This window comes from Pseudomonas sp. PA-5-4B (genome assembly GCF_021606215.1).
GTDB lineage: Bacteria > Pseudomonadota > Gammaproteobacteria > Pseudomonadales > Pseudomonadaceae > Aquipseudomonas > Aquipseudomonas edaphica.
The window spans coordinates 65,071-88,723 of record NZ_WKDB01000025.1 but is presented as its reverse complement, the minus strand read 5'-3'; the positions used below and the strand labels follow the sequence as shown (position 1 = coordinate 88,723).

Annotated in this window: 20 protein-coding genes; 10 read left to right on the top strand and 10 right to left on the bottom strand. The window is 61.3% G+C overall.

All coding sequences use genetic code 11. The annotated features are described in order from the left end of the window. Window positions 1–352: 352 nt before the first annotated feature. Window positions 353–2,962 carry a bifunctional aconitate hydratase 2/2-methylisocitrate dehydratase gene (gene acnB, locus GIW28_RS14645; protein WP_017137496.1) on the bottom strand — a complete coding sequence of 870 codons (2,610 nt, stop codon included), beginning with the start codon at window positions 2,960–2,962 and terminating at the stop codon, window positions 353–355. A 394-nt stretch (window positions 2,963–3,356) separates the two neighbouring features. Here acnB and GIW28_RS14640 point away from each other — a divergent pair, with 394 nt between their 5' ends. Continuing rightward, window positions 3,357–3,827 (top strand): DUF1289 domain-containing protein, encoded by a 471-nt coding sequence (locus GIW28_RS14640; RefSeq protein ID WP_017137495.1) that lies wholly within the window; start codon window positions 3,357–3,359, stop codon window positions 3,825–3,827. Window positions 3,828–3,958: 131 nt separating this feature from the next. Here GIW28_RS14640 and GIW28_RS14635 read toward each other — a convergent pair whose 3' ends face one another. Then, entirely contained in the window at window positions 3,959–4,822 is an 864-nt protein-coding gene (locus tag GIW28_RS14635) for a universal stress protein (protein ID WP_099549609.1), read from the bottom strand. Window positions 4,823–4,971: 149 nt separating this feature from the next. On the opposite strand from GIW28_RS14635, the gene GIW28_RS14630 reads away from it, so the two are divergent. Further along, on the top strand, window positions 4,972–5,574 hold the full coding sequence (locus GIW28_RS14630; protein ID WP_017137493.1) for a tRNA-(ms[2]io[6]A)-hydroxylase: 603 nt from the start codon (window positions 4,972–4,974) through the stop codon (window positions 5,572–5,574). On the opposite strand, the gene GIW28_RS14625 is transcribed toward GIW28_RS14630, so the two are convergent. Next, window positions 5,530–6,729, bottom strand: a complete 1,200-nt coding sequence (locus tag GIW28_RS14625; protein WP_177033250.1) for an MFS transporter — start codon at window positions 6,727–6,729, stop codon at window positions 5,530–5,532. The genes GIW28_RS14630 and GIW28_RS14625 overlap by 45 nt on opposite strands. A gap of 156 nt (window positions 6,730–6,885) precedes the next feature. On the opposite strand from GIW28_RS14625, the gene GIW28_RS14620 reads away from it, so the two are divergent. Next, on the top strand, window positions 6,886–7,593 hold the full coding sequence (locus tag GIW28_RS14620) for a winged helix-turn-helix domain-containing protein (protein ID WP_017137491.1): 708 nt from the start codon (window positions 6,886–6,888) through the stop codon (window positions 7,591–7,593). Continuing rightward, window positions 7,594–8,871, top strand: a complete 1,278-nt coding sequence (locus GIW28_RS14615; RefSeq protein ID WP_017137490.1) for an ATP-binding protein — start codon at window positions 7,594–7,596, stop codon at window positions 8,869–8,871. Between the two features lie 36 nt (window positions 8,872–8,907). On the opposite strand, the gene GIW28_RS14610 is transcribed toward GIW28_RS14615, so the two are convergent. The 7 genes from GIW28_RS14610 to GIW28_RS14580 form a co-directional block, all read right to left on the bottom strand. Continuing rightward, window positions 8,908–9,813, bottom strand: coding sequence for an HlyD family secretion protein (locus GIW28_RS14610; protein ID WP_138450110.1), 906 nt, complete (start codon window positions 9,811–9,813; stop codon window positions 8,908–8,910). After that, entirely contained in the window at window positions 9,810–10,547 is a 738-nt protein-coding gene (locus GIW28_RS14605; protein WP_099549613.1) for an ABC transporter ATP-binding protein, read from the bottom strand. Before GIW28_RS14605 ends, GIW28_RS14610 begins: the two co-directional genes overlap by 4 nt. Window positions 10,548–10,555: 8 nt before the next feature. Continuing rightward, the gene (locus GIW28_RS14600; protein WP_176992111.1) at window positions 10,556–11,686 is read right to left on the bottom strand and encodes an ABC transporter permease; all 1,131 of its coding nucleotides are present in this window, start codon (window positions 11,684–11,686) and stop codon (window positions 10,556–10,558) included. Further along, the gene (locus GIW28_RS14595; RefSeq protein ID WP_236447069.1) at window positions 11,686–13,230 is read right to left on the bottom strand and encodes a TolC family protein; all 1,545 of its coding nucleotides are present in this window, start codon (window positions 13,228–13,230) and stop codon (window positions 11,686–11,688) included. Before GIW28_RS14595 ends, GIW28_RS14600 begins: the two co-directional genes overlap by 1 nt. Before the next feature lie 79 nt (window positions 13,231–13,309). Further along, window positions 13,310–15,133 carry a serine hydrolase domain-containing protein gene (locus tag GIW28_RS14590; RefSeq protein ID WP_017137485.1) on the bottom strand — a complete coding sequence of 608 codons (1,824 nt, stop codon included), beginning with the start codon at window positions 15,131–15,133 and terminating at the stop codon, window positions 13,310–13,312. A gap of 94 nt (window positions 15,134–15,227) precedes the next feature. Then, complete coding sequence (locus GIW28_RS14585) at window positions 15,228–15,716, bottom strand: GFA family protein (protein ID WP_169986303.1); 489 nt, start codon at window positions 15,714–15,716, stop codon at window positions 15,228–15,230. A 32-nt stretch (window positions 15,717–15,748) separates the two neighbouring features. After that, the gene (locus GIW28_RS14580) at window positions 15,749–16,639 is read right to left on the bottom strand and encodes a LysR family transcriptional regulator (protein WP_236447070.1); all 891 of its coding nucleotides are present in this window, start codon (window positions 16,637–16,639) and stop codon (window positions 15,749–15,751) included. Window positions 16,640–16,932: 293 nt separating this feature from the next. On the opposite strand from GIW28_RS14580, the gene GIW28_RS14575 reads away from it, so the two are divergent. From GIW28_RS14575 to GIW28_RS14550, 6 genes are all read left to right on the top strand, one after another. Continuing rightward, on the top strand, window positions 16,933–17,751 hold the full coding sequence (locus tag GIW28_RS14575) for an FAS1-like dehydratase domain-containing protein (protein ID WP_236447071.1): 819 nt from the start codon (window positions 16,933–16,935) through the stop codon (window positions 17,749–17,751). Between the two features lie 28 nt (window positions 17,752–17,779). After that, window positions 17,780–18,943, top strand: coding sequence for an acyl-CoA dehydrogenase family protein (locus GIW28_RS14570; protein ID WP_099549621.1), 1,164 nt, complete (start codon window positions 17,780–17,782; stop codon window positions 18,941–18,943). Between the two features lie 10 nt (window positions 18,944–18,953). Next, on the top strand, window positions 18,954–20,303 hold the full coding sequence (locus GIW28_RS14565) for an MmgE/PrpD family protein (RefSeq protein ID WP_099549622.1): 1,350 nt from the start codon (window positions 18,954–18,956) through the stop codon (window positions 20,301–20,303). A gap of 9 nt (window positions 20,304–20,312) precedes the next feature. After that, entirely contained in the window at window positions 20,313–21,506 is a 1,194-nt protein-coding gene (locus tag GIW28_RS14560) for a CaiB/BaiF CoA transferase family protein (protein ID WP_236447072.1), read from the top strand. A gap of 15 nt (window positions 21,507–21,521) precedes the next feature. Further along, window positions 21,522–22,337, top strand: coding sequence for an HpcH/HpaI aldolase/citrate lyase family protein (locus tag GIW28_RS14555; RefSeq protein WP_099549624.1), 816 nt, complete (start codon window positions 21,522–21,524; stop codon window positions 22,335–22,337). 240 nt (window positions 22,338–22,577) lie between these two features. Continuing rightward, on the top strand, window positions 22,578–23,561 hold the full coding sequence (locus tag GIW28_RS14550; protein ID WP_017137474.1) for a TRAP transporter substrate-binding protein: 984 nt from the start codon (window positions 22,578–22,580) through the stop codon (window positions 23,559–23,561). The last annotated feature ends 92 nt before the right edge of the window (window positions 23,562–23,653 follow it).

Below are 23,653 nucleotides of genomic sequence, written 5' to 3'. Positions count from 1 at the left end.
GGTAACCCGGCAGGACGCCGGGTTAGCCGCGCTGGGCCAAGGATGGCCCATCGCGGCGGCCCACGGATTCAAGCCTTCGTTCTGGCACACCGAGCCTAAGCGAGGTGCCGAGTGGTGGGGCGAAGACTTTTTGGTTACTTTTGTGTCTTTACAAAAGTGACCCGCCGTAAGGGCGGAACCCTAAGTAGCCGTTACCGCAGCAACGGATATGTACACAAAACAACACAAAAAGCCCGCCACAGCAGTCAAGCCAGCCCCCACAATTGTTTATCAGTGTGACGAATATCCTATTCCAGGCATAAAAAAAAGCCGCGCATCTTGCGATGCGCGGCGTTTTTTAAATCACAACATCTTAGGCTTGAATCACCGGGATGTTGGCGCTTGCTGCGATTTTGCGGAACTCGGCGATCTGGTCGAAGTTCAGGTAGCGGTAAACGTCGCTGGCCATGGTGTCCAGTTTCGCTGCGTAACCCATGTACTCTTCGACGGTCGGCAGGCGACCCAGCGTGGAGGCAACTGCCGCCAGTTCTGCCGAAGCCAGGTAGACGTTCGCGCCATCACCCAGACGGTTCGGGAAGTTACGGGTCGAAGTCGATACGACAGTCGAGTTCGGCTCTACACGTGCCTGGTTACCCATGCACAGCGAGCAGCCCGGCATTTCCATGCGCGCGCCAGCCTTGCCATAGATGCCGTAGTAGCCTTCTTCGGTCAGTTGGTGAGCGTCCATCTTGGTCGGCGGCGACAGCCACAGACGGGTTGGCAGCTGACCCTTGACCTGCTCCAGCAGCTTACCGGCAGCGCGGAAGTGACCGATGTTGGTCATGCACGAACCGATGAACACTTCGTCGATCTTCTCGCCGGCAACACTGGACAACAGACGGGCGTCGTCCGGGTCGTTCGGTGCGCAGAGGATCGGCTCGTTGATTTCGGCCAGGTCGATCTCGATGATTTCGGCGTATTCGGCGTCGGCATCGGCTTCCATCAGCTCCGGGTTGGCAACCCAGGCTTCCATCGCTTGGGCGCGACGTTCCAGGGTGCGTGCATCGCCGTAGCCTTCGCCGATCATCCAGCGCAGCAGGGTGATGTTGGAGTTCAGGTACTCGGTGACGGAGTCCTTGGACAGCTTGATGGTGCAACCGGCAGCCGAACGTTCAGCCGAGGCGTCGGACAGCTCAAAGGCTTGTTCCAGCGTCAGGTCGTTCAGGCCTTCGATTTCCAGGATGCGGCCGGAGAAGGCGTTCTTCTTGCCTTTCTTCTCTACGGTCAGCAGGCCAGCCTGGATCGCGTAGTAAGGAATGGCATGAACCAGGTCACGCAGGGTGATGCCAGGTTTCATTTTGCCTTTGAAGCGCACCAGGATCGATTCCGGCATGTCCAGTGGCATTACGCCAGTGGCTGCGGCGAACGCGACCAGACCGGAACCGGCCGGGAACGAGATGCCCATCGGGAAACGGGTGTGGGAGTCACCACCGGTACCGACGGTATCCGGCAGCAGCATACGGTTCAGCCAGCTGTGGATGATGCCGTCGCCTGGACGCAGCGAAACACCGCCACGGGTCATGATGAAGTCAGGCAGGGTGTGGTGGGTGGTCACGTCGATCGGCTTAGGGTAGGCCGCGGTGTGGCAGAAGGACTGCATTACCAGATCGGTCGAGAAGCCCAGGCACGCCAGGTCCTTGAGTTCATCACGGGTCATTGGACCGGTGGTGTCCTGGGAACCTACGGTGGTCATCTTCGGTTCGCAGTAGGTGCCAGGACGAACGCCTTTGCCTTCTGGCAGACCGCAGGCCTTGCCGACCATTTTCTGTGCCAGGGTGAAGCCTTTGCCGGTGTCGACAGGTGCTTCAGGCAGTTTGAACAGGTCGGTAGGGCCAAGGCCCAGTTCAGCACGCGCCTTGTCGGTCAGGCCGCGACCGATGATCAGCGGGATACGGCCGCCGGCGCGAACTTCGTCCAACAGAACCGGGGTCTTCATTTCGAAGGTGGTCAGGACTTCGTCGGTGCCGTGTTTGCAGACTTTGCCAGCATGCGGGTACAGGTCGATCACGTCGCCCATGTTCATGTTGGTGACGTCGAATTCGATTGGCAGTGCGCCAGCATCTTCCATGGTGTTGTAGAAGATAGGAGCGATCTTGCTGCCGAAGCAGAAGCCGCCGGCGCGCTTGTTCGGCACGTAAGGTACGTCGTCGCCGAAGAACCACAGTACCGAGTTGGTTGCCGATTTACGCGACGAACCGGTACCCACCACGTCGCCGACGTAGGCGATCGGGAAACCTTGGCCGCGCATTTCTTCGATCTGCTTCATCGGACCGGTTTTGCCTTGCTCGTCCGGCACGATGCCTTCGCGCGCCATTTTCAGCATGGCCAGAGCGTGCAGCGGGATGTCAGGGCGGGACCAGGCGTCCGGGGCAGGGGACAGGTCGTCGGTGTTGGTTTCGCCGGTGACCTTGAAGACGCGCAGGCTGATCTTGTCGGCCAGGGTTGGGCGGTTGCGGAACCACTCGCCGTCAGCCCAGGACTGGATCACGCCTTTGGCGTGCTCGTTGCCGTTCTTGGCTTTTTCGGCCACGTCGTGGAACGCATCGAACATCAGCAGGGTGTGCTTGAGTTGGGCGGCCGCGACAGGGGCCAGCTCGGCGTCGTCCAGCAGCTCGACCAACGTCACGATGTTGTAGCCGCCTTGCATGGTGCCAAGCAGTTCAACCGCGCGTTTCTTGTCGATCAGGGGAGAAGTGACTTCGCCCTTGGCCAGGGCGGACAGGAAACCGGCCTTGACGTAGGCAGCCTCGTCAACGCCTGGTGGAATGCGGTTGGTGATCAGGTCAACGAGAAATTCTTCTTCGCCAGCCGGAGGATTCTTCAGCAGCTCGACCAGGCCTGCGGTTTGTTCGGCGTTAAGCGGCTGGGGAACGATACCCAGTGCTGCACGCTCTTCGATATGTTTGCGGTAGGCTTCAAGCACAGTTATTACCCTCATCAGTGGTCCCACGGGACGCTCATCCAGAAATGAACGGCACGCATGCGCTCGGGGGCTTTTTGGGCCGCAAAGCCAGCGCTGCCGGCATTCCTCACAGAAGCTGCTTTCAAAGTTTTACGCCTGCAGAACGGAGCTGATGAGGGTTGGCGCGGGCTCTGACCTACCGGGTCGAACCTGCGCCAACACCGTTCTGAAGGAACGACTGTGCTCGTGACGCTTTGAAAACAGCTTCCAGCGGATTATTGGCGCCTTACAAGGCCGGATGATTCTACGGCAAAAAAAATCTAAAGGTAAGTTATCTAGCCAAGTTTGCTGGGTGATCAACCTTAGACAAAGGGCTAACATGGCGCACTGTTTCGCTGATTTGTGTGCATTGCCCATGTCCAACCAAGCCATCAAGACCCCCTGCGTCGGCCTGTGCTCCACGGTTTACGGCGATCTCGTCTGCCGCGGTTGCAAGCGCTTCCACCATGAGGTGATTCAGTGGAATGGCTATAACGAAGAAGAAAAACGTGCGGTATGGCTGCGGTTGGAGCAACTGTTGGTGCAAGTGATGGCCGGCAAACTGGAAGTCTTCGACCCCAAGATGCTGCGCGGGCAGCTTGAGCTGCGCAAGATTCGCTTCGTGCCGCACCAGTCCGAGTACTGCTGGGCCTATCAGTTGATCGCCCGAGGCGCGCGGGTGATTTCCAACCTTGAAGCCTATGGCATGGTGTTGCTGCCGGAGTTTCGTGAGTGGGCACTCCCGGAACTGCGCGATGCCATCGATCGTGAGTTCTTTATCTTATCCGAGGCGCATTACCAACGCTATATCGCGCCGGGGTTCCTGAGAGACGCACTGGGACACTGACCGCGCAGGTCAATGTGGGAGCTGGCTTGCCTGCGATGGCGGCAGATCAGCCAAAGGTGTTTTGACTCAAAGGTCGCTATCGCAGGCAAGCCAGCTCCCACCTTTGATCTCCATAGTTTGAAGAGGCTATGTCAGGCCTTGGTGGCCAACTCCTCCAGGTGATCCATCAACGCCTGCGGCTTAAGTACCAGCACATCACCTTCCACCGCATCCAGCACCACCTCCGCCGTATTGCCGATCAATGCGCCGGAAATCCCGGTGCGCGCCACTGTGCCGATAATGGTCACCGCCGCTTGCAGTGTGTGCGCGGCATAGGGGATCAACACATCCGCCGGGCCTTCGTTGATGTGCAAGTGGGTGTCGTCGATATCAAACTCGGCCTGGAACGCCTTGCATTGCTCGCGATAGCGCGCCTCGATAGTTTCCTTGAGCTGGAAGGTCGGGTCTGCTGCTGACAACATGGGGGACGGGTGAGCGCTGATCACATGCAACTGGGCCTTGGCCAGGCTTGCAATATCGAACCCATGGTCGACGATAGCGTTGTGCAGTGCCTGGTGTTCGCTGTCGGTGTTGCCCACATCAATGGCCGCCAGCACCACCTTGCCGGCCCAGGGCGTCGAGGTTTTTACCAGCAGCACCGGCGTAGGGCAGTAGCGCAGCAGTTTCCAGTCTGCTGGCGTCAGCAGGGCCTTTTTCAATGGGCTGTCCGGGAAGTGCTGCTTGATCACCAGGCCACAGCCTTCGGCCTGCTGCACGTCGATGATGGTTTCATGCAGGCTGTCATTCCACGCCTGCTCGGTGGTCACGCTGTAGCCGTCCTCCTGCAGGCCGGACTTGAGCAGGCTGAGCAGCGCCGAATGCTCGTGCTTTTTGTCGCACACCAGCAAATGCAGGTGCGCGCCGGTGACCCCGGCAATCAGCTTGGCGCGCTTGAGGGCCAGGCTTTCGGAATGCTCGGGTTCGATAACCACCAGGATGCTGCGGATGGCTTGCATGGTCGGGGTCTCCAAAGGGTGGGCCTGGAACAACTATAGTTGCTGCCCGCCAGACGTCATGTTGATGCACATCAAGGCCAGTAGCTGGTGGTCTGCGGCGGGGTCGGTATAATCGCCGGCCTTTTGTGATCCTTTTGCCCGTGAGCCCGATGAACCTGCCCGAAATCCACGAATTCCTCGGCTGCCGCACCCCCGACGCCTGGGTCCAGGCCGCGTTGGCCGATCAGCACACCCTGCTGATCGACCACAAGAACTGCGAATTCAAAGCCGCGAGCACCGCCCTCAGCCTGATCGCCAAGTACCACGCCCACGTGGACCTGATCAGCATGATGTCGCGCCTGGCCCGTGAAGAGCTGGTGCACCACGAACAGGTCATGCGCCTGATCAAAAAGCGCAAGATCGAGCTGCGCCAACTGCATGCCGGCCGTTATGCCTCGGGTTTGCGCAAGGTTGTGCGCAGCCACGAGCCGGTCAAGCTGGTGGACACGCTGGTGGTCGGCGCCTTTATCGAGGCGCGCAGTTGCGAGCGTTTCGAAGCCCTGGTGCCGCATTTGGACGAAGAACTCGGCAAGTTCTACTTCGGTTTGCTCAAAAGCGAGGCCCGGCACTTCCAGGGTTACCTGAAGCTTGCCTACCAGTACGGCGACGCCAAGGACATCGCCCAGGTGATAGAACGGGTGCGCGCCGCCGAGCAGGAACTGATTGAGTCACCCGACATCGAGTTCCGCTTTCACAGTGGCGTGCCAGCCTGAGGCGACGGCCACGCCGATCAGCGCGGTGATCCCGGCCAACAACAGGATCACCGTTTGCGTGCCCAACGGCGCCGCCAGCACGGCAATCAACAGACCCGCCAGCGGCTGCGCCAGGTTGTTGAGCAACGTAATCACGCCGACTGTCTTGCCGAAGTCCTGCACCGGAATCACCCGCTGGCGGGTGCTGCGCATGTACACGTTGAACATCTTGTCGAAGCCGGTGATCAGTAAAAATCCCAGGGTGTAAGCCCACAGGTTAGTGCTGACGGCCATGACCAGTGCCCCCGCCGCGATCATTGAATAAGACAGCCCGCCGAGCAGCTTCAACGGCAGGCTGGAACGCGCCAGGTAAAACAGAATAACGATGGTCACCACCGCGCCCGCAGCCTGCAACAACGCATAGGCATCTTTGCCGGCGTCGAACAGGCCAGTGACCATGGCCGCAGACGTCGCCAGCGTGACTCCGATGATCAGGTTGACGCCCACCGCCAGGGCAATGACCCGCTTCAGTTCCGCCAGTTTGCGGATATGCCCGAAGGCAATGCGCAGCGGTTGCAGCCAGATATCCTGATGTTGCTCAAAGCTCTCCAGACTGACCGTGGTGTTGCGCTGCCACACCAACATCGCCAGGTCCGCCAGCACAAACAGCCCGGCAATGCCCGCCACCACCCACGGCCACGCCCACACCTCCAGCATCAGCGCCGCCACCAGTGGCCCCAGCACCAGGCCGCTCTGGTCGGCGATCTGTGAGTAGGACAAGGTCTTGGCATAGGTGTAATGCTTGAAGATATGCGGCATCACCACTTCGCGGGCCATGATGCCCTGGGTCGTCAACACGCCGCACAGCGCCGACAGGATCACCAGCCAATAGATGCCGTCGAACACGCCATACAACGCCACCGCCAGCACGCACGCCAATGCGCGGTAAACCTGGCTGATATGCAGGATGCGCACCGGCGAAAACTTGTCGCACAATGCGCCGCACACCGGGAACGCCAGGTAACGCGGCAGTGACTCGACGAAAAACGCCAAGCCAGCCCACGACACACTGTTGGTGGTTTGGAATACGATCAGCGGCACGATAAATAACAGAATCTGGTCCGCCAGCCGCGACAGGAACAGCGAGATAAAAAAAGCCAGGTAGTCCTTGCGCATATAACTCCTGTTAGTGGCGTAAAAGATTGCAGGCTATTTGTTAAAAACTCTTAAAAGCATGAAGCTTCGTCGGGCGGTAATGGCCAGTTGCTTAAGTCGGCCAGCTTGCCACCTATAATGCTCCAACTTCAATCCGCGCATCCACACTGAGAACTTATGGAAAACCTGGGTCTGGGCAAGGTCCTGCTCGTTGAGGACGATGAAAAGCTGGCAGGGCTGATCGCGCACTTCCTGTCGCAACACGGTTTCGAGGTGCGCGTGGTGCACCGGGGCGATGAGGCCCTGGCGGCCTTTCTCGACTTCAAGCCGAAAATTGTGGTGCTCGACCTGATGCTGCCGGGCCAGAGCGGGCTGCACGTGTGCCGGGGAATTCGCAGCGTGTCCGACACGCCCATCGTCATCCTCACCGCCAAGGAAGACGACCTGGACCACATCCTGGGCCTGGAGTCGGGCGCCGATGACTACGTGATCAAACCGATCAAGCCGCCGGTATTGCTCGCCCGCCTGCGCGCGCTGCAGCGCCGCCAGGTGCCGGAGCCCACGGTGCGCGGTGCGCTGGAGTTCGGCCGCTTGTCGATTGATCGCAGTTGCCGGGGCGTCAGCCTGGGCGGTGAGGCCATCGACCTCACCACCATGGAGTTTGAGTTGCTGTGGCTGCTGGCCAGTCACTCTGGGACTATCCTTTCGCGCGACGACATTCTCAACCGCATGCGCGGTATTGCCTTCGACGGCCTGAACCGCAGTGTCGACGTATACATCAGCAAATTGCGCAGCAAGCTCAATGACAACCCGCGCGAACCGGTGTGCATCAAGACCATCTGGGGCAAGGGATATCTGTTCAATCCGTTTGCGTGGGAGGTTTAGATGCTGCGCCTGTTTCTGCGCCTGTATGTGATCCTGGCGCTGGGGTTGGCCGGGGCAATCTGGCTGGTCAACTACACCTTCGATGAGTTATTGCCCGAGGCCAACGAGGTTTATAACCGTGAAGCCTTGCGCGGGCCGGCCTATGGCCTGGTCGAGCAACTGCGCCCGGTGCAGGGGGCGGCCCGCGATGCGCGCCTGGCTGAGCTGCAACCCCATTATGGTTTGCGCCTCAAGCTGGTGCCGCGCGACACGCTGGCGCTCAATGACCGCGAACAGCAACTGTTGGCGGGCGGCCAACTGGTGGTGCGCGGCGACTTCATGGAGTTCCTGACCACCATTGATGGCGGCCCGCAATTGTTGCAGATCAAGCTGCCGGAAGAGCCCAAATGGTTGTACCTGTGGGCCTATGGCTTCCTGGGTGTGAGCCTGGCCATCGTCCTGTATTTTTGGGTACGCCCGCATTGGCGCGATCTGGAGCATATCCGCCTGGCCGCGCAGCGTTTTGGCGATAACGACCTCGGCTCGCGCATCCTGCTGCCGCGCCGTTCCACCGTGCGTGAGCTGGCCGGGCACTTCAACCAGATGGCCGAGCGTATCGAAAGCCTGATCGCCAACCAGCGTGAACTGACCAACGCGGTGTCCCATGAGTTGCGCACACCGATTGCGCGCTTGTCGTTTGAGCTGGACCAACTCAAGCAACAGGCCGACCCACGCCAGAGCCGCGAATTGATCGCCGATATGTACGCCGACCTTGGCGAACTGGAAGAAATGGTGTCTGAGTTGTTGACCTATGCCAGCCTGGAGCGCGGCGCCACACAGGTCACCCGGGAAAATATCGAAGCGCATAGCTGGCTCGATAGTGTGATCGGCAGTGTGGCCCTGGAAGCTGAAGCCGCGGGTGTGCAGCTCTCGTTGCGCACCTGTGACGTCGACTTTATCCAGATCGAGCCGCGCTTTATGGCGCGCGCAGTGATCAACCTGCTGCGCAATGCCATTCGTTATGCCGAGCGCCGTGTAGAAGTGTCGCTGGTCAAGTTCGGCAATGGTTACGAAGTGCGGGTCAATGATGATGGCCCAGGTGTGCCGATGGAGGGCCGTTCCAAAATCTTCGAACCCTTCCTGCGCCTGGATGCCAGCCGCGATCGCCGCACCGGCGGCTTTGGCTTGGGCCTGGCGTTGGTCAAACGCGTCAGCCAGTGGCATGGCGGGCAGGTTGAAGTGCTGGACTCGGAGTGGGGCGGGGCGTCGTTTCGGATGACGTGGGCGTATGGCGAGTAGGCGGTTGCCGGCGGTCGCGGGCAGCCGCCAAAGGCTTTAAGGTGCCCCGAACCGTACCAGCATGCGCTGGCCCACACGCAGTGACGCAGGTGCAGGTTGTTCGAACGCTACTATGCATTCCACGGTACGCATATTGGCTCGTGCCTGTGGGTCGCCTTCAAGCGTGCTGTTACCCAGCACGGAGCTGATACGCACCACATGACCGGACAGCGACGGTTGGTCGTTGCCGTTTTCGGTCGATATTTCGGCTTTCATACCGGCGTGGACCTGCGCAATAAACGACTCGTTGAGCTCGGCTCGCACGATGCGTACCTCGTTCGGCAGCAACACGAAGGCAGGCCCTGACTCCGATGAAACGGTAGCGCCAGGTTGGGTCAGGCGCCGCACGACTTCGGCATCCGCCGGTGCATAGAGGTTGCGCTGGGTCAGTTCGTAGCGCGCACCGGTGAGTGTTCTTGTGGCGGCTTCGAGGTGTCCTTGGTTTTTTTCAATAGCGTCGCGCAGTTGCTCGGCGGCCTCGCGCGCATCATCGGCACTCTGGCCATCTGCGGCTCCAGCCGCGGCCGCCTTTGACAGGCGCGTGGCTTTCTGGTCGGCAAAGTTGAACTGTCTTTGCAGGTGCCTGGCGTGCACTTGAGCCTGTTGTTGGTCGGCAAGCGCGGCACTTACGGCCAGGCGCGCCTGTTCGCTGTCCAGGGAGGCGAGCAGTTGGCCTTTTTTTACAGAATCACCTTCTTTGACTTTGATCTCGGCCACCACGCCATCGCGGGCAAACTGCAGGTTGAGCAGGCCACCCTCGACATCGACGCGGCCGCGAGCCACTGCCAGGTAAGTCGGCGACGAGGCCGTGGCTTGAGCCGGCGTATCCTCCCGTGAACAGCCGTTCAGGAGCAAACAGGCACTGAACAGGGTCAGCCAAGGGGAGAGGGAGCGGACATTCATACGCAGTGTTCCTGGGGGGCGGCAGGGCTGGCGGGCCGCAGGTGATGGTGGGAGTCGCTGATGATGCGGCCGTCTTCAATGGCCAATACACGGTCGGTGTGGCTGATCAAACGCGGGTCGTGGCTGACGCACAGCACCGTAGTGCCGCGTTCACGGGCGATACGGTGCAAGATATCGATCACGATCTGGCCGTTGGCCGCGTCCAGGGCGCTGGTGGGTTCGTCTGCGAACAGCAACTCGGGCGCCTTCGCCACGGCGCGGGCGATAGCCACCCGTTGTTTTTCTCCCCCGGACAGCGCGGCCGGGCGCAAGGCCATGCGCGAACCGAGGCCTACATCTTCCAGAGCCTGAGTCGCGCGCCTGCGCACTTCCTGCGAAGTGAGCCCGAGGTAACTCAGGGGCAACTCGACCTGTTGCAAGGCCGTCAGCGCCGGGAACAGATTGAAGCCTTGGAATATGAAGCCCGTGTGATGCAGCCGAAAATGCTCCAGCGCCCGTGGGGCAAGCGTTCCCAGGCTTTGCCCGAGGGCCTCCACACGGCCTTGGTCGGGTTGCTGCAAGCCGCTGAGAATCGCCAGCAGCGTGCTTTTTCCGCAACCGGATGGCCCCGCGATCAGGGTCAGTTCCGCGGGCCTTATTGCCAGGGTGATGTCGTGCAGTACAGGGGTCATAACCTGGCCTGATACAAATGCCTTGCCGATGCCAGTGGCATGCAGGGTGAAGGATGTGGTCATCGTGGGTTCTATCTCAAAAGGCTTGCTGGGTCGGCATGACGCAATGAGTGCATCGCGGCCAGGCCGGAAACCAGGGCCAGGGTCATGTTCAAGAGCAGGCAGGCCAGGGCTGCGACGGGGGAAAGAGTCATCGGAACGTTGTAGTAATGCGCCAGGGCGAAGAACAGACCGGTCAGCCCAGTGCTGCCCAGCAAGCCCAGGGCGCCCACCCAGAACGCTTGTTCCATCACGACTTTGCGCAGAGACGTGACGCCGACGCCGAGGGCGTTAAGGGTTGCGTATTCGCGGATCGATCCAATCACGGCCGCCACCAGGGTCTGGCTGGTAATCACCGCCCCTACCAGGAACACGATCACTGCCAAAAACAACACACCCGCGCCGGCCCCGGTGTCGAACATCCAATGCATCTGCGAGCGGTAGCTGAACTGCGCTGCGGTCCACACCGCGTATTTGCCGAATGCCGGGCTGCCGTCGATGCGTGCTGCAACCGCGTCCGCCTGACTGGGGTCTCGGACCTTGGCCACCCAGTAGGTTATGCGATCTGTATCGGCGCTCGTATCCAGCTGGCGGGCCGTGGCTAACGATGCAATCACGTTAACCCCACCCAGTGCGCGTAATCCGCTGATGACGCCGACTACATGCACCCGGTGGCCGTTGATAGTGGCCGCGTTTCCAGGATCAAGGCCCAGGCTGTCGAGGTCGGCGCGGTCAACGATGACCGCTCCCGGTTCATTCAGGCGCGCCCGCAACGAGCCGGGCAGTAAGCGGGCGAACATCAAACCTTGTGGGTCTGCGTCGATACCAGAAACAAATACCGAGACTCCACCTGTGTCCCGGGTACCCCGCCAGTCAGCATCCACCCAGCGGTAGGGCTCGACCCTGAGGACATCGGGGTCCATGCGTATACGCATCTCTACACCGGCATCGATCGGTCGACCCAGGTTGACGCTTTGGGTGCCGGGGTAGCCCACCCAAAGGTCGGCGCGCGAGCCGGTGACGTACACACTGGCGCTGCTGAAGATACCCAGTACCAACGCGGTCTGAAGCAGTTGCAGCAGCCCTGCGAAGCCCACTGCAATAATCGCTGGCAGGAAGCGCCGCCATTCATGGATCAGCGTCAGGCGTGCAAGCGCAACCATCAGTCAGTCTCCTTATGGCGTGTGGCTGTCTGAGGTGCAGCGCTGGGCAACGGTGCGCCGCCGAGTGCCTTGTAGAGTGCGACGTAGGCAATGGCACGCTCGGCGCCGGCCCGGTCGACTTGTTGCTGCGCATGCAGTGTCTGAACCTGCGCTTCTACCAGGTCCAATGGACTCAAGAGCTTCAACGCTGCCCGTTGTTGCAGTGCGCCAAGCTGGGTTTGCCTGGCGGCATAGGCCTGGCGGGACAATTGTTCGCGTGCACGTAATTGCTCCAGGTCACCCAAGGCGTTTTCGACTTCGGCAACCCCCTCCAGCACCGCTTGGCGATACCCGAGGACGGCGGCCTGCAGATGGTGGTCCTTGGCTTTCGCAGCCGCCACGCGCAGGCCCCAGTCGAACAAGGGAATACTGATGCCGGGGCCCGCCGAGAAGATGCTGTTGCCATTGGGGGTATTGTTGCGGTTGCTGGCGATATTGAGCGACCACTGCAGTGAGGTGCCGAAGCTGATGTGCGGGTAAATATCGGCCTGGCTCATGCCCAGCTCACCGGCGGCGATAATCACCGAGGCTTCGGCGCCGGCAATTTCCGGGCGGGTGCGCAACAGGTCTGTGGGAACGCTATTGAGCTGCCAGTCACCGAGCGTCGGTAGCCGCCCCGGTTGCAGCCAAAGAGGGTCGGGCGCGCTCTGGCCCAACAATAACGCCAACTGCTGCGCGCTGCGGTTTGTCCGCTGGTGCACACGCGTCAGCGCCATTTCAGCGAGGGTCAGTTCAGCCTGTGCAGCGGCAACGTCTGCGCAGGAGGCCAGTGCGAGCTGTTCCCGGGTGCGCAGCCGTGCCAGTTTTCCATGGCCAACTTCGCGCAGGGTTGCAAGAGTCTGCTCCGTTTGTTGGGCTGCTCGCAATTCGATCCAGCGCCGGCTGACTTCAGCCACCAACGAAACTTGTAGGGTGCGCAGGTTGTTATCCGCCAATGCCTGGTTCCCTTGGGCGAGGCGCTCGGCACTTTGTTGCATGCCAAACAATGGCAACTCCCAGACCGAATCGAAGCCGATCAGGAAATAAGAAGTACTGGTATCAGGGCTGACGGCATCCTTGGTTTTTATACTCAGCGAGGGCAGGTAAGGGGACTGCGCGTGCTGGCTCATAATCCGGATGGCGCGCAAGCGCTCCACCGCTACGGCGACGTTCAGGTTGTTTTGCAGTGCACGATCCACCAACGCATTGAGCTGGGGGTCGTTGAATGCATGCCACCATTGGTTCAGATCGGGTTGGGGCGGCGCAAGAGAAGGTTGGACGTTGCGCCATTGCTCCGGTGTAGACGGTTTCAATACCGGCAGGGGGGCTGTTGAGCATCCTGCAAGCGCCATTGACACTAACGAGAGTGCGCATAGCGATCGAAAGGCATGCGATCGGTTAAGAGGCTTGATGGTCGTTCCCCGGTTAAATACGGATACTGCGGTATTCATGCGATGGGCGCGTTGGTCGGCGCGCCAATGCACGATGTCACTGATCGGTTGATATTGAATGAAGCGTTCGAGCACCAACGTAGCGGCAGGGGGTGTTCAGTTCTGTTGGTAAATTGTATTGGTGCGCAATGATGGCTTTTGCTTCAGCCCAGGTTCAGAAACTCAAGGGTTTATCTCGCGATTGCGTGCGTTTGAAGGAGTAACCCGAAGCGCTGAGTCCGTTTACCTGGCGGCTTACCGTGTCGCCCAGGCCGTAGCCGTTGCCGGCCAGCACCGCGTGGGCGTTGTCGACGGGAAGCAGGATGTAGTCGGTGAGCGGCTCGTTGTGCAATTGGCCGCGAATCACCAGAAAGCCTTCTTCCAGGCGCACGCTGATACCGCTCAACGGCGCGTCGGGTTCGTGGGTGTTAAGCACCTGGTAGGTGCCGATGGTGTTGGCCCACGCCAGCGGCAGCGGCGGCGGGTCGATGCGCTCGCCGATGGCCAGGCGTTGGCCATGGCTGCGGGCCGTGAGTACTTGGCGGCCCTGCACCGTGACCACGTCCAGCTGCACGCGGCCCAGCTCACCCAAGTCCTTGAGCCAAAAGCCAAGGACTTTTTTCTGCGCGCGCAGCCAGCCGTGTTCGTCGCGCAACAACTCGAAGTCAAACCCGGCCAGCTCACCGCTCAGTCGATCGCCCTCATCCTTGACCCGGAATACGCCCCAGGCCGTGGCATAAAACCCGGCCAGGCGCTTGCGGTCGACGGCGGCGGGCACCTGGCGCAACTTGAGCCCATGGCTGGGCGCCTGGCAGTCGTCGGCGCACACGGACTGCCCGGTTTGCGCCTGGAACATCAGGCGCAGGGTCTCGGTGGCCAGGCGCGCGACCAGTTCTTCGGCGTTGCTGTCATTGGCCATGATGATCACCGCCAACTGCTGGTCTGGCAGCACGCTCAGCTGCGCGGCAAAATCATCGCCGCCGCCACTGTGCTGGTAAGTGCGCACGCCGGGGGCGACGGGTTCATCGCCGCAGGGCGCCAGGAACCAGCCCAGGCCCATCTGGCAATCGAAGTCCAGGGCATTGCCGGTGTTTTGCTGGGTGAACATCTGATCAATCGACGGGCTCTCAAGCACACGGTTGCCCTTATAGAGGCCGTGGGCAAACAGCATCTGCACATAATGGCTAAGGTCTTTGGGGCTGGCCCACAAGCCGCCGGCGGCAAGGTCACGCACCTGTGCATCGGTACTTGCCACGCCGTCTTCGTAGCCCAGGGCGCGAAAGCTCAATTGCGTGCCGGTGCCGACAAAACTCGACTGGTTCATCTCCAGGGGCTTGAGCAGGCGGCTTTGCAGTTGGGCTTCAAAACTCTTGCCGCTGCTGCGCTCGATGGCCGCACCGACCAGCGAATAACCGAGGTTGGAATACGCCACCTGCGAGCCCGGCGGGCTGCTCAGCCATACACCCGACACCCGCATCGGCATCTGGCCCATGGCGTAGGTGCTGCGCACGTCGCGCAGGTGCTCGCTGGGCAAGCCGGATTGATGGCTGAGCAGGCGGCGCAGGGTGATGTCGCGGTCGGCGGCGGCCTGGTCAGTGTGAAAGCGCGAACGCACGTAGAATTCGCGCAAGGTCTGCTGGATCGGCGCGTCGAGGGCCAGGCGCTGTTGGTCGACCAACTGCATGGCCGCTGTGGCTGTCAGTAGTTTGGAAATGCCGCCGGCGCGAAACGCCGTGTTGGCGGTCACCGGCACACCCTGGGCCTTGTCGGCCAGGCCAAAGCCGCGCGCCCAGATCAGCTCCTGGCCATTGACCAGTGCAATCGACAAACCGGGCACATTCTCGCGGGCCAGGTCCTTGGGGATGCGCGCTTGCAGGTAACGGATGATCGCGCCGTAATCGCCCTTGGGAATCGCGGGCGGGGCAGGCGGCTGCACGTGGCAGCCGAGCGTGCCGAGCAGGCAACCCCATAACGGAATACCGCGCAATGTGCGAAACATGAAGAGCACCCGAATGGTGGTTTGGATGCTCGAATGCTAAGGCGATGCTGGCCAACAATCTTTGAGAGCTTTGTCGAGAAACTGTCAAAGAGTGTTAACGCGCGAGCCCCAAACGCTCATGCCACTGGGCGATGGATTCTTCGGGGTACCCGTCGAACTGCAAATCGCCCTTGCGCACACTGACTTCGACCCACGGCACCTTCGAGCCGAGCATCAGGTGCGTGTGCTCGGGCGGCACCGGCAATGGCGTGTCGATGGCCGAAGCAAACGGGTGAATCAGCTCTGGCCATTCGGGGCTGAACAGCCACAAGGCGCTGCCGCATTGCGAGCAAAAATGCCGTTCGGCAGTGCTCGCATGCGCGCGGCTGGCGCCTTCGGGCTTGAGCCTGGCGTGGTAGACCGAGATCAGCTTGCGCCCGCGTACCTTCAAACTCTTGGCGTCGCCGCCCAGGTTGATCGCATAACCGCCGCCGCCTTGGGTCTTGCGGCAGATCGAGCAATAGCAACGCTGGTACGGGTAGGGATGCTGGCTGTTCAGGCTGAATGTTACGGCGCCGCAATGGCAGGATCCTTCGAGTTGCATATCAGTCTCCTCGGGCAAGGTGACTGTTGAGCTTAGGCGCTTTGCGGCATCAAGGTGGCGATCAACGCCCGAATGGTGCCCGGCAATGCCTCAAGCTCGCGCACCAGGATACTGCGTTCGCGAATCGCCCATGGCTCATCGAGCTTCACCGTCACCAACTGCATGGTCCGGCTGTGCCGCACGGCGGCGGATTCGGGAATGATGCCGATGCCCACGCCGGCCTCGACCATTCGGCAGATCGCTTCGAAGCTCGACACCTGAATGCGCAGCGACAACTGCTTGCCCAGGCGATCGACGTGTTCACGCAAAAAACTCAACAATGTGCTGCCTTCGTGCAGGCCGATGTGCTGGTAGGCCAGGGTTTGCTCCAGCGTCACCGAAGACTGGTCGGCCAATGGGTGGCCCACGGGCACCATCAAGACCAATTCATCGGTGCTGAAGTGCAACACCTGCAAACCTGCCGCTTCTACCGGCCCGGCAATGATGCCCATGTCGCTGGTGCCATCAAGCACGCCACGTACGATGTCGCGGGATAAACGCTCCTGCAGGTCGACGGTCACGCCCGGGCGCTGGGACAGGAAGCCCGCCAGCACCTCCGGCAGAAACTCGGTCACCGCCGTGGTGTTGGCGAAGATGCGGATATGCCCGGCCGAATCCACGCCGTATTGGGTGAACTCGCTTTTTAGGTAGTCCACCTGGCGCATGATCAGGCGCGCATGGTGCAGCAGCCGTTCGCCCGCCGGAGTGATCTCCACGCCACGGCTGTCGCGGTACAGCAGGCGCGTATCCAACTGGCCTTCCAGCGCCTTGATCCGCGCACTGGCAGCGGCCGGCGAGAGGAACGCACGCTTGGCGCCCTGGGTGAGGCTGGGGGATTCGGCGATGTGGATAAACAGGCGCAGGTCGGCGAGATCGAAATGCATGCAAACCCCTATTTTGGCAACGGTGAGGTTCAAGTGTGGGAGCTGGCTTGTTGTGGCGAGCAAGCTTGCTTGCGCTGGGGTGCGAAGCGCCCCCAAAAAACCGGAGACTGCTGCGCAGTCAACGGGAGCAAGCTCCCTCGCCACAACAAGCCAGCTCCCACAGGGGATGGAGTGGTACTCATGGCTAGCGTTCAGCATAACCGAACGCTGGTTTATTGAAATGCAAATTCTCAGAACGGGCAGGCGCTTGCATGATCCGGGGCAGACACTCACTGCCCGAGGACCTGCACCCGATGAGCGCCACTGACTGGATCGGCCGAAGCGAGACCGCCCACGACCACCTGAGCCTTAACCTGCTCAAACGCATTGCCGCCACCTTTGGCGAGGCTGTGCCGGAACAGGGCGCCGATTTGCCGCCGCTGTGGCAGTGGTGTTTTTTCCAGGACCCGCTGCCGGAGTCGGCCTTGGGCACCGACGGCCACCCGGCCCGTGGCGGGTTCCTGCCGCCCGCTGATAACCGCAATCGCATGTGGGCCGGTGGGCGCATCGAGTTCGTGCATGCCTTGCGCGCGGGTGAGGCGGCGACCCGCGTGTCGACCATAACCCAGGTCGAAGAAAAGACCGGGCGAACCGGCTCGCTGTTGTTTGTCACCGTGCGTCATGACTATTCCCAGGACGGTCGCCTGGCGATCCGCGAAGAACAGGACATCGTTTACCGCGAACCGACGCCGCCCAAACAGGGCAGTGGCGACGCCTTGCCCGAAGGCGAATGGCAGGCATCGATCAGCCCCACGCCAACCCTGCTGTTTCGTTACAGCGCCGTGACCTTCAACGGCCACCGCATCCACTACGACTACCCGTATGTCACCGACACCGAAGGCTATTCAGGCCTGGTGGTGCACGGCCCGCTGATCGCTACCTTGAGCCTGCGCACGTTTTGCCGCGCCCATCCCGACGCGACCCTGCGCCGTTTTGCCTATCGCGGTGTTCGCCCACTGATTGCACCGCAGCCATTTGTGGTCGGTGGGCGCGTGACCGAAACCGGTGTGGCGCAGTTGTGGGCGGGCAACGCCGGTGGCCTGGCGCAGACCGCTCAGGTCCACTTCGAATAATCCAGGAACAACAGGCGGAGAGCCGTTAATGAACCCCAATGACAACGAAGAACTCAATGCCATCCGTGAAGGCGTGCGCGCCTTGTGCGCCGAGTTCGACGCGGCGTACTGGCGCAGGATCGACGAACAAAAAGGCTTCCCCGAAACCTTTGTCAAAGCCCTGACCGACGCCGGCTGGCTGTCGGCGATGATCCCTGAAGAATACGGCGGCTCTGGCCTGGGCCTGGCCGAAGCCTCGGTGATCCTCGAAGAAGTCAACCGTTGCGGTGGTAACTCCGGCACCGTGCACGGCCAGATGTACAACATGTTCACCTTGCTGCGCCACGGCAGCGAAGCGCAAAAAAGCTTCTACCTGCCCAAGCTCGCCAGCGGCGAATTGCGCCTGCAATCGATGGGTGTGACCGAGCCCACCACCGGCACCGACACCACCAAAATCAAAACCACGGCGATCAAGCGTGGTGACAAATATGTGATCAATGGCCAGAAGGTCTGGATCTCGCGCATCCAGCATTCCGACTTGATGATTCTGCTGGCGCGCACCACGCCGCTGGCCGAGGTGAAGAAGAAGTCTGAAGGCATGTCGATCTTCCTGGTCGACCTGCGCGAAGCCATCGGCAACGGCCTGACCGTGCAGCCCATCGCCAATATGGTCAACCACGAAACCAACGAACTGTTTTTCGACAACCTGGAGCTACCCCTCGACAGCCTGATCGGCGAGGAGGGCAAAGGCTTTAAATACATCCTCGACGGCCTCAACGCCGAACGCACCCTGATCGCCGCCGAGTGCATCGGCGACGGTCGCTGGTTTATCGAAAAGGCCAGTGCCTACGCCCGCGACCGCGTGGTGTTTGGCCGCCCGATCGGGCAGAACCAGGGTGTGCAGTTCCCGATTGCCGAGGCGCATATCGAAATCGAAGCGGCGGACCTGATGCGCTGGCGTGCCTGCGAAGAATACGACAGCGGCAAGAATGCCGGGGCCAGCGCCAACATGGCCAAGTACCTGGCTGCCAAGGCGTCCTGGGAAGCGGCCAACGCCTGCCTGCAAACCCACGGCGGTTTCGGCTTTGCCTGTGAGTACGACGTAGAGCGCAAATTCCGCGAAACACGCCTGTACCAGGTGGCGCCGATCTCCACCAACCTGATCCTGTCCTACGTGGCCGAGCACCTGCTCGAACTGCCACGCAGCTTCTGAGGGCCTGAGCATGAGCCATACCCAAACGCTGTGCCGGTTCCTTGCGGACTTGAACTACGAACAATTGCCGGAAAAGGTACTGGCACGCACCGAAGACCTGTATCTGGACTGGTTGGCCTCGGCGCTGGCAAGCAAGGGCGCGCACCCGATCCCGTTGTTTGAACGCTATGCACAAAAAATGGGACCCCACAGCGGTCCCGCCCAGGTGATCGTCAATGGCAGCACCACCAGCGCGTATTTTGCGGCGCTGGTGAACGCCGCATCCTCACACCTGGTGGAGCAGGATGACCTGCACAACAGCTCGGTGCTGCACCCCGCGACCGTGGTGTTTCCGGCCGCGCTGGCTGCCGCCCAGGACCTCGGCAAATCCGGCCGTGAATTGCTGCTGGCCTCGGTGGCCGGTTATGAAGCCGGAATTCGCATCGGCGAATTCATGGGCCGGTCCCACTACCGCATCTTCCACACCACAGCCACCGTCGGCACCCTGGCGGCGGCGGTTGCCGTGGGCAAACTGCTGGACTTTAACCAGGAACAGTTCATCAACCTGCTCGGCAGCGCCGGCACCCAGGCCGCCGGGCTGTGGGAGTTTTTGCGCGATGCCGCCGACTCCAAGCAACTGCACACCGCCAAGGCGGCGGCGGATGGCTTGCTCGCGGCGTATTTGACGGCGGACGGGCTCACCGGCGCACGCAATATTCTGGAAGGCGATCAAGGCTTGGCAGCAGGCATGTCCAGTGATGCCGAGCCTCGCAAGTTATCGGCCGACCTTGGCAGCCGCTGGGCGCTGCTGGAAACCTCCTTCAAGTTCCACGCCTCGTGCCGTCACACCCATCCGGCCGCCGATGCGCTGCTGGATCTGATGCAGCGCGAAGGGCTGTGCGCTGCAGATATCGCCACGGTTGAAACGCGTGTCCATCAAGGTGCCATCGACGTGCTGGGCCGCGTGACCACGCCTGCCACTGTGCACCAGGCCAAATTCTCCATGGGCACCGTGCTCGGCCTGATCGCCGTGCACGGTAAAGCCGGGCTCACCGAGTTCCACGAACGAGCGCTGACCGACCCCGCCGTCTCGGCTTTCCGCGACAAGGTCAGCATGACCCCCGACGCAGAAGTTGACGGCGCCTACCCGCAGCGCTGGCTGGGCCGCGTCACCGTCACCACGCTCGATGGCCGCACGCTGCAGGGCGCCATCGATGAACCCAAGGGCGACCCTGGTAACACCCTGAGTCGGGTGGAGCTGGCGGATAAATTCCGGCGCCTTACCCAATTCAGCGGCGCGCGCACACCCGCGCAGGCCAATGCACTGATCGAGAAGGTCTGGAACCTGCGCAGTGCAGCGTCCATGGCCCACTGGCTTTGAGGAAGCGTCATGACTAATCAACGACCGCTGGACGGCATCACCGTGATCAGCCTTGAACACGCGATTGCTGCGCCATTCTGCACCCGCCAGTTGGCGGACCTCGGCGCCCGTGTGATCAAGATCGAACGCCCCGGCGCCGGTGACTTTGCCCGTGGCTATGACGAGCGCGTGCGCGGCCTGGCCTCGCACTTTGTGTGGACCAACCGCTCCAAGGAAAGCCTGACCCTGGACCTCAAGCAGGACGAGGCCGGCGACATCCTCCAACGCCTGCTGGCGGATGCCGACGTGCTGGTGCAGAACCTTGCACCCGGCGCGGCGGCGCGCATGGGCCTGTCGTTTGAAGCGCTGCATGAGCGCTTTCCACGGCTCATCGTCTGCGATATTTCCGGCTATGGCGAAGGCGGGCCTTACGAGAAAAAGAAAGCTTATGACCTGCTGATCCAAAGCGAGGGCGGTTTTTTATCGGTAACCGGTGGCCCGGGTGAAGATCAGATGGCCAAGGCCGGTTGCTCGATCGCCGATATTTCCGCCGGCATGTACGCCTACAGCGGCATCCTCTCGGCCCTGCTGTTGCGCGGCAAGACGGGGCAGGGCAGCCGCATCGATGTGAGCATGCTCGAAAGCTTGGTGGAGTGGATGGGCTACCCGATGTATTACGCCTTCGACGGCGCGCCCCAGCCACCACGGGCCGGGGCGGCGCATTCGACGATCTACCCGTATGGGCCGTTTCCCACCGGCGACGGCGGCACGGTGATGCTCGGCTTGCAAAACGAACGCGAATGGGCGGCGTTCTGCGACAAAGTGCTGCTCACGCCTGAGCTGGCTACCGATGAACGTTTCTCGGCCAACTTCAAGCGCTCGGCCAACCGTGACGTGCTACGCCAGATCATCGTTGACAGCTTCGCGCAGTTGGACGCTGAAGCCGTGATCCAACGCCTGGAAAACGCGCAGATCGCCAGCGCCAGGGTCAACGACATGCAAGGCGTGTGGGACCACCCGCAGCTCAAGGCGCGAGACAGCTGGCGTGAAGTCCAGAGCCCGGCCGGGCCGCTGCCGTCGTTGTTGCCGCCGGCGCGTAATGCTGCGTTTACCCCGCGCATGGACGCCGTTCCCGCCTTGGGCCAGCACAGCCAGGACATCCTCGATCAGCTTGGGTTTTCGGCGCAAACCATCGACGGCCTGCGCGCACGCGGCGTTATCTAATAAGGAATTCAAGTGATGCCAAAGCCTATAGTTCGTTCGGCCTTGTTTGTGCCCGGCAGCCGCCCGGAGCGGTTTTCCAAAGCGCTGGCCAGTGGCGCCGACGCGGTGATTGTGGATTTTGAAGACGCGGTTGAAGAACCCCTCAAGCGCCAGGCGCGGGATAACCTCGGGGTGTTCTTGCAAGCGCATCCAGAGGCTCAGGTGTGGGTGCGCATCAACGCGCCGGAGCATGCCGAGCATTTTGAGGATGTTGCGTTCTGTAAAGCCCATGCCAATGTGACGGGTGTGCTGCTGCCCAAGGTAGAGAGCGCCGCCCAGGTGGCCGTGGTGGCGGCTGCTGGCAAGGTGATATGGCCGATTATCGAAAGCGCCAAGGGCTTGCTGGCGGTGGCTGAGATTGCCCACGCGCCGCAGGTCGAGCGCCTGTCGTTTGGCGGCCTGGACCTGGCGCTGGACTTGAACCTGTGCAGCGGTTCTGCGGCTGCGCAGTTTGCGTTGGATCAGGCACGCCTGGCGCTGATTGTGCATTCCCGTGCTGCTGGCTTGGTGGCGCCACTGGACGGCGTGCACCCGGCCATCGACGACCCTGAAGGCCTGCGCCGTTCGATCCGGCATGCCTATGAAATGGGCTTTGCCGGCGCGCTGTGCATCCATCCCAAGCAGGTGGCAGTGATTCATGCCGCACTGGCGCCCAGCGCTGAAGACCTGGCCTGGGCCAAGCGCGTGGTAGAGGCGGGTGCCCATGGGGCCGGGGCTTATCAGATGGATGGGCAGATGGTGGATGCGCCGGTGTTGCTGCGCGCACAAAGGCTCCTGGCCGGCCAACTCTGACTGACACAACCGGGAGCAAAATGTGGGAGCTGGCTTGCCTGCGATAGCGGTGGACCCGCCCATGAATCGACTGCCTGACACACCGCCATCGCAGGCAAGCCAGCTCCCACACTGGATCTTCATTGTTCTGAAGTATGGCGTTCGGCCTGGCCGAACGCAGGTATCTAAAATTCGAAATTCACTACACGCACCACATCAGGCACCTTGCCCTATAACACAACAATAAGAAGGTGATTCCCCATGCTCAAGCTTTCTCGGGCGCTGTTGTGCGCCGCCACTCTGTTTGCCGCGGGCCTGGCCCAGGCGGCAGACCCGATTGTGATCAAGTTCGCCCACGTGGTTGCCGAAAACACGCCTAAAGGCCAGGGCGCGCTGCTCTTCAAGAAGCTCGCCGAAGAACGGCTGCCGGGGCGTGTGAAGGTCGAGGTGTACCCCAACTCCTCGCTGTTCGGCGATGGCAAGGAGATGGAAGCGTTGTTGTTGGGCGATGTGCAGATGCTGGCGCCGTCCCTGGCCAAGTTCGAGCAGTACACCAAGCAAGTGCAGATCTACGACCTGCCGTTCCTGTTCAACGACCTGGCCGCCGTCGACCGTTTCCAGGCTGCTCAGGGCAAGGCATTGCTGACCTCGATGCAAGACAAGAACATCCTCGGCCTGGCCTATTGGCACAATGGCCTCAAGCAGCTTTCGGCCAACAAAGCACTGCGTGAACCCAAGGACGCCCGTGGCCTGAAGTTCCGTGTGCAGGCTTCCAGCGTACTTGAAGAGCAGTTCAAGGCGATCCGCGCCAACCCGCGCAAGATGAGCTTTGCCGAGGTATATCAAGGCCTGCAGACCGGCACCGTGAATGGTACCGAGAACACCTGGTCCAATTATGAAAGCCAGAAGGTCAACGAGGTGCAGAAGTACTTCACCGAGTCCAACCATGGCCTGATCGACTACATGGTGATCACCAACGCCAAGTTCTGGAACGGCCTGCCGCCGGATGTGCGCACCACCCTGGACCAGATCATGGTCGAAGTCACCGTCGAGGTGAACAAGCAGGCCGAAGCGCTGAACCAGTCGGCCAAGCAGAAGATCATCGACGCCAAGACCAGCGAAATCATCGAACTGACCCCGCAGCAACGCCAACTGTGGCGCGAAGCCATGCGCCCGGTGTGGCAGAAGTTCGAAGGTGAGATCGGCGCCGACTTGATCAAGGCGGCGGACGCCTCCAACCAGTGATTGGGCGACCACCCAAAACTACTGTGGAAAGGGCTTTATGTGGGAGCTGGCTTGCCTGCGATGCAGGCAACTCGGTGTATCTGTAGCGCCGA

Coding starts and splice junctions, on each gene's coding strand:
- GIW28_RS14640 (WP_017137495.1), top strand. CDS start 3,357: ATGTCCAACCAAGCCATCAAGACCCCCTGCGTCGGCCTGTGCTCCACG.
- GIW28_RS14635 (WP_099549609.1), bottom strand. CDS start 4,822: ATGCAAGCCATCCGCAGCATCCTGGTGGTTATCGAACCCGAGCATTCC.
- GIW28_RS14630 (WP_017137493.1), top strand. CDS start 4,972: ATGAACCTGCCCGAAATCCACGAATTCCTCGGCTGCCGCACCCCCGAC.
- GIW28_RS14625 (WP_177033250.1), bottom strand. CDS start 6,729: ATGCGCAAGGACTACCTGGCTTTTTTTATCTCGCTGTTCCTGTCGCGG.
- GIW28_RS14620 (WP_017137491.1), top strand. CDS start 6,886: ATGGAAAACCTGGGTCTGGGCAAGGTCCTGCTCGTTGAGGACGATGAA.
- GIW28_RS14615 (WP_017137490.1), top strand. CDS start 7,594: ATGCTGCGCCTGTTTCTGCGCCTGTATGTGATCCTGGCGCTGGGGTTG.
- GIW28_RS14610 (WP_138450110.1), bottom strand. CDS start 9,813: ATGAATGTCCGCTCCCTCTCCCCTTGGCTGACCCTGTTCAGTGCCTGT.
- GIW28_RS14605 (WP_099549613.1), bottom strand. CDS start 10,547: ATGACCACATCCTTCACCCTGCATGCCACTGGCATCGGCAAGGCATTT.
- GIW28_RS14600 (WP_176992111.1), bottom strand. CDS start 11,686: ATGGTTGCGCTTGCACGCCTGACGCTGATCCATGAATGGCGGCGCTTC.
- GIW28_RS14590 (WP_017137485.1), bottom strand. CDS start 15,133: ATGTTTCGCACATTGCGCGGTATTCCGTTATGGGGTTGCCTGCTCGGC.
- GIW28_RS14585 (WP_169986303.1), bottom strand. CDS start 15,716: ATGCAACTCGAAGGATCCTGCCATTGCGGCGCCGTAACATTCAGCCTG.
- GIW28_RS14580 (WP_236447070.1), bottom strand. CDS start 16,639: ATGCATTTCGATCTCGCCGACCTGCGCCTGTTTATCCACATCGCCGAA.
- GIW28_RS14575 (WP_236447071.1), top strand. CDS start 16,933: ATGAGCGCCACTGACTGGATCGGCCGAAGCGAGACCGCCCACGACCAC.
- GIW28_RS14570 (WP_099549621.1), top strand. CDS start 17,780: ATGAACCCCAATGACAACGAAGAACTCAATGCCATCCGTGAAGGCGTG.
- GIW28_RS14565 (WP_099549622.1), top strand. CDS start 18,954: ATGAGCCATACCCAAACGCTGTGCCGGTTCCTTGCGGACTTGAACTAC.
- GIW28_RS14560 (WP_236447072.1), top strand. CDS start 20,313: ATGACTAATCAACGACCGCTGGACGGCATCACCGTGATCAGCCTTGAA.
- GIW28_RS14555 (WP_099549624.1), top strand. CDS start 21,522: ATGCCAAAGCCTATAGTTCGTTCGGCCTTGTTTGTGCCCGGCAGCCGC.
- GIW28_RS14550 (WP_017137474.1), top strand. CDS start 22,578: ATGCTCAAGCTTTCTCGGGCGCTGTTGTGCGCCGCCACTCTGTTTGCC.